We start from the raw sequence: 4,817 nt of genomic DNA, 5'->3' as shown, positions 1-4,817 counted from the left end.
TGCTCCCTCTTAGGAGGAGAAACGATGGGAGAAATACTAGCAGAATTTTTCGTTTACTGGGGTACGCTCATTTGCTTATTCGGAACATTCGCAATCGTTCGGGAGATTGAGGGGGAGAAGGAATGAATGACGAAATACTCAACAAAGGATGTGCGCTTATATCCCTTTATGTATTTGAAAACGAACAAGGACAGCCAGATTGCGAAGTCATAAATATCCTTTTTGAAACAGATCAAGGTGATATAGCGGATATGTTTTGTGACGTTGAATACTTTTTGCGTGGAGAGTTCGACTACAAAGATGAGTTTATCACAGTAGGCGTTGAAGCTGAGTTCGTGAAAAGTTACTGCTGGGATTATGCTTGCTGGGAATACGACACTGAGTACCAGTACACCGAGTTAGGAACATTAGATGAATTGCAAAAGTGGATGAAGGGGGATGCAGAATGAAAGTGAACGTCACGAGCTACCATGAGCATGAATTGCACACAGCTATCGCCGATTTGGAGCGCCGGGGATTTACTCTCTCATCTGATATTAAACGCATCACTACTGATGGGAAGATGTTTACTCATGATTGGAAAGTGCCGGAGTTTGCCGGAAACAGCATGAACGTGAAGTATATGTGCCAGATGACGAAGGAAGAGAACGTGTCATGAACACCGCCCGTTCCAACAACCTGGCTACCTTACACGCCGCCAGAGATCAGTTTCATGCTGACCGCCGAGAGGAAGCTTACGCACAGTTGAAAGTCGATTATGCGAAGCAGCAGGCGTTTGTAGACAGTCAAGCCGAGCGGATCATACAACTACAAAATGAAATACGCATCTTACGCGAGAACCAGCGTCCCTGCATCCGTCAACACGGTAAAACGATGCTGGAAGGCTATTTCACTTACTTAGGCAGGGAATACACGGTTGGTCCATATAAAACAGAAGCAGAAGTGTTAGAAGCGGTAGAACAGGCGAAGAAAGCGATAGCGGAATAAAACGAAAACAATAGAGGAGGGCATTTCGAGTGAACGATTTAAAACTATATTCAATTAAATTGAGTTATGAAGAATTGTTGTTACTAGACGGAAACATTTCTGAGGAAGCACAAAAGGTAGTCAATATAGCAAAACGTGAAGCAAATATAGGGTTTGAACTTTCTGTTATGAATGAAATTGTCAGGCAGGCTGAGGAGAAAGGGGAATTGACTTGGCGATTCAAGGATATTACCTCATGTAATTATTGTGACAAACAACGCGACTATCAGCGCTATGCCAGAAGCGGTCGTTATCACAATAAAGGTGACAAAAATTTTAGTAAGCCTATTTATTATAGGGGTGTAGAATTTAACGGCGGTTTTATTACTATTCAGGGTCACGGTGATATGTGTAGCGAATGCTGTTCGAAACACAATGTTATCGAAAAGCTGGTCAACTACATCCTAGACGAGGATTTAAAAATAGAAATACAAAAAAATGAGTTTGCCGTTACTAAATATTTGAAAGATGATATTCGAATTTGTTATTCATGCGACACAGAAATGAAGGAGTCAGAAATGGGCAGGGAGAGAACCGTGATGGGTGACGGTTCTTATCCTTCTCGCTGTCCTAAATGCGACGCTAACTCAAGTTTGTTTGGTCGAAGCCACAAAGTTACCAACAAATTCGAACACATCATCAATCCAAAGTTTACAGAGGTTTAACAGGAGGCTGCCCATGCACCTATTACTAATCCTAGCCCCGACTTTCATCGTCGGGGTGATGGCTCACATAGAAAGGATGATTAAGTTTGCAAACAAAATCATTTAAAGATAACAAAGGATTGATTCTAACCATTAAAAATAGAAAATCTGCCGTGATATTTGAATCGAACAACGCACCAACAAATGGTTCATTTGATTATTTATTTGAGTTTGACGACATAACATTCAACGAATTGAAAACTTATATACAAACAACAGCTAATGAAGCATGGCCGAACATTGCAGCCAAACAATGTGATAGCTTCGGTGCTGATTACTTTGAATACTACGATAGGTATTTAGACGGCAACGGGTATTTAGCGATAACCGAAAGTGGTTTGCGCTTAAGTAAACCTTTCGCTAAAAGTAATAAATTATATCAATTTAACAAAAAGAAAATGCAGTCGTTCTTGTATGACTTACTAAAAGGTGAATGCCATGAAGAAGCGCCGGACGAGGTATTGAGGTATGCAAATGCTTTGAGAATGAAGAGAGGAAAGAGGGGAGTGGAATGACGGAAAATAAATTCTTAGCATGGGATTGGGATGAAAGGTGTTATAAAAAGATTCCTTCCAATGATGTAGTAGAAGCAATTCATATCGCTTGGAATTATGAGTTTGATGTATTTAGAGCGGAGGATAAGCAATTAATTTTTAGTGGTCAGGAGGATAATGAGGGAAATTCAGAAATGCTTAAACCTTATGGACTAAGGCTGATTGACTTTGATGGATATAGACGCCTACTGAATATTGAAACAGGTGAAGTTTATTTTCCTAGTTGGCACAAGGAGTGAAAAGAATGATCGAATACCGCTGCACCGATTGCGATAAGTCAGAAATACTGGCGGGCATCGTTCCGATGAAGGCATGCCCCCAGTGTGGTTTCTTGATGGAAGCTGTTGAGGAGTAGACACAAACTACGCAATAAGGAGATGGGTGGATGACTAAAAAGAAAACCTTGTGGAATGACGATTTTATAATTATCTTCTCATTAAAAAGCGGAGAAAAACACAAAAGAAGGTTTCGGGGGAGTTTACGCTCGGCTATTCGGTATTCACTTAAGCAATACCCACAAGCGACTGCCAACTTTTATACATCCAGTGGACATTGGTTAAAGGAGATTTGTTGGTGAACAGTCCGTTAAAAATGCGAAAAAAGGAGGCTCACCATGATCTTAGATGTCTATGTATGCAGTTGTGACAATGAGTTCGCAGTCAAGGACGGTAAAGAACCTGCCAGCTGCCCGTTTTGTGGCGAGCAGGACATTGAGTTTAGTCATGAGGTTAGGGAGTAAGAATGATGTTCGGATTTTTTAACAAGTGGGCAGTCGCCAATATAGCCGGTGCGCTTTATCTTGTCTTGGTGTTCGGCTTGTTGCAAGATTGGGCGCTCATGGCTGCCAGTATGGTTAAAGCGATTGGCTGGGCGATCTTAGCTAGTGCTAGTGAGTAGATACAAAATGTGCAGTAAATGGGGTGGGTTTATGAATCGTAAAATCGCTTCAAGAAAATTAAAAAGCCGTTGTATATGTTGTAATAAGTCTTTCGGAAAAGGCGATGTGTATTATCATAAACGGGTTGTTTTTCAAGAATTCGGCGAGATTATTGCTTATGAATATATCGTGTGCGCTCGCTGTAAATACGTGAACGAACGTCAAAGCGAACGACAAAAACGCTTTATAGAATCAGGGAAATGTCATCATCCAATAACAGACGTCATTTGGACAACGATAGCAGGAGAAGATTATGTAAAAGAACCGTCACATACAGAATGTTGTATTTGTGGAAAGCACGTTTAATGCACATTCTGTTAAAACCACGACAAAGAAAGGCGTAAAAATGAAAGACTTTCTTAGCTATCTAGCATTTCTATGCACCATGATTCTTATTTTAGCTCTAGTCACCTATGGACTATGGAATGTATAAGCGGAACGGGGAGATTGATCATGAACAACGGCATATATGAATCACGTATGGAGATCCAGCGGTTGAAAGAGAGAAATGCGTTCCTTGAAGAAGCGAATGCTAAGTTGCATTTTGAGTTATCACAGTTGGATGTACTCGAAGATAAAGTTCAGCGGTATGAAAAAGTCTTGAAAGAAATTGTAGAATACTCAAAATACGAAGGGAATCAATGGTATGAAAATGCCAAACAAGCATTAAAAGGTTAGCACAAAATCTGTGAAGGAGGTGCCGAAACTTGAGTTTAATCATTAAACGAAAAGTACAAACCGCACGAAAAACATATGATTGTGATGATTGTGGAAAGCCGATTTTGAGAGGTTACAAATATCGTTATTTTTTCGGGGCGCCAGATAGAAACGAAAAGCCTTATGGATTGAGAATTTGTAAGAATTGCGATCCGTATCAAGAGGATTATTAATTTGCAGTCCGTCGAAAAAAAGAAAGGGAAGCTGGAGGGGATGAAATGATTGATAAAGAGAGGTTCCGCGACATCCTTAATCGTTACGGACGCTTAAACGAGATTGAGGAAGCGGATTTGCTTTTTGTTTTCAATTATGCAGAACAACAGCAACAGGAAATAGAGGAACTGCAAGCGTCTTGCAGGATGAAACAAGGTCATATAAACCATATACCGGTTATTAGAAAAGAGTATGAACAACAGCTTCAGCAGGCGCAGAAGAAAATCAAGCAGTATGAAAAGACGTTGTCTACTATTGCTAATATCGACACATCGTTCATGAATGGCTGGGGCGATATGGAAGGTTATTCGGAAAAAGAAGAGCTTAGAAGGATACATGAAATTGTGACACCGTTGTGGAACGAAATGGTAGAAGAAAACAGAAAGAAAGGGAGGAATAATCATGTGTAACCAATGCAGAGAAAACGGAACAGTTGCTTATCAAACAGGGCCAATTATGTTCTTTAGAGGCTGCCCGAATGAACCGCAGTTTCACGAAATGTCAGATGAACAGAAAGCACAGAAACTGGCAGAGAAAGCAGTAAGGGATGCAGCGTTTCATAGAAGATTAGCAGAAGTGAAGAGAGCAGCGGCTTTGAAGGAGGTGATATAGGAGGGGAAACCCTTCTTTCTTTTCACTTTCAGAAAGAACATACGTTTGGTTAAA

11 protein-coding genes are annotated in these 4,817 nt (G+C 40.5%); all 11 read left to right on the top strand.

Annotated features, from left to right (window positions below):
- Window positions 1-122 precede the first annotated feature (122 nt).
- A complete protein-coding gene (locus BBA02S_RS19555; protein WP_041114684.1) occupies window positions 123-449 on the top strand; it encodes a hypothetical protein in 327 nt (108 codons plus the stop codon).
- Window positions 446-658, top strand: coding sequence for a hypothetical protein (locus BBA02S_RS19550; protein ID WP_041114683.1), 213 nt, complete (start codon window positions 446-448; stop codon window positions 656-658). Before BBA02S_RS19555 ends, BBA02S_RS19550 begins: the two co-directional genes overlap by 4 nt.
- A complete protein-coding gene (locus BBA02S_RS19545) occupies window positions 625-987 on the top strand; it encodes a hypothetical protein (RefSeq protein ID WP_169799387.1) in 363 nt (120 codons plus the stop codon). Before BBA02S_RS19550 ends, BBA02S_RS19545 begins: the two co-directional genes overlap by 34 nt.
- Window positions 988-1,016: 29 nt before the next feature.
- Complete coding sequence (locus BBA02S_RS19540; RefSeq protein WP_041114681.1) at window positions 1,017-1,691, top strand: hypothetical protein; 675 nt, start codon at window positions 1,017-1,019, stop codon at window positions 1,689-1,691.
- Window positions 1,692-1,777: 86 nt separating this feature from the next.
- The gene (locus tag BBA02S_RS19535; RefSeq protein ID WP_174521411.1) at window positions 1,778-2,245 is read left to right on the top strand and encodes a hypothetical protein; all 468 of its coding nucleotides are present in this window, start codon (window positions 1,778-1,780) and stop codon (window positions 2,243-2,245) included.
- Window positions 2,242-2,523, top strand: coding sequence for a hypothetical protein (locus BBA02S_RS19530; protein ID WP_041114680.1), 282 nt, complete (start codon window positions 2,242-2,244; stop codon window positions 2,521-2,523). Before BBA02S_RS19535 ends, BBA02S_RS19530 begins: the two co-directional genes overlap by 4 nt.
- Window positions 2,524-3,025: 502 nt before the next feature.
- Window positions 3,026-3,181 carry a hypothetical protein gene (locus BBA02S_RS20885; protein ID WP_156141545.1) on the top strand — a complete coding sequence of 52 codons (156 nt, stop codon included), beginning with the start codon at window positions 3,026-3,028 and terminating at the stop codon, window positions 3,179-3,181.
- Window positions 3,182-3,212: 31 nt separating this feature from the next.
- Entirely contained in the window at window positions 3,213-3,527 is a 315-nt protein-coding gene (locus BBA02S_RS20880) for a hypothetical protein (RefSeq protein ID WP_156141544.1), read from the top strand.
- Between the two features lie 147 nt (window positions 3,528-3,674).
- Window positions 3,675-3,899 carry a hypothetical protein gene (locus BBA02S_RS19520; protein ID WP_041114678.1) on the top strand — a complete coding sequence of 75 codons (225 nt, stop codon included), beginning with the start codon at window positions 3,675-3,677 and terminating at the stop codon, window positions 3,897-3,899.
- 257 nt (window positions 3,900-4,156) lie between these two features.
- Entirely contained in the window at window positions 4,157-4,561 is a 405-nt protein-coding gene (locus tag BBA02S_RS19510; protein ID WP_041114676.1) for a hypothetical protein, read from the top strand.
- Window positions 4,554-4,763, top strand: a complete 210-nt coding sequence (locus BBA02S_RS19505) for a hypothetical protein (protein ID WP_041114675.1) — start codon at window positions 4,554-4,556, stop codon at window positions 4,761-4,763. Before BBA02S_RS19510 ends, BBA02S_RS19505 begins: the two co-directional genes overlap by 8 nt.
- Window positions 4,764-4,817 lie beyond the last annotated feature (54 nt).

The sequence above is a fragment of the Bacillus badius NBRC 15713 genome (assembly GCF_001591605.1).
Lineage (GTDB): Bacteria > Bacillota > Bacilli > Bacillales > Domibacillaceae > Pseudobacillus > Pseudobacillus badius.
Note: the sequence above shows the minus strand (reverse complement) of the source record. Positions and strands in the feature narration are given on the sequence as shown.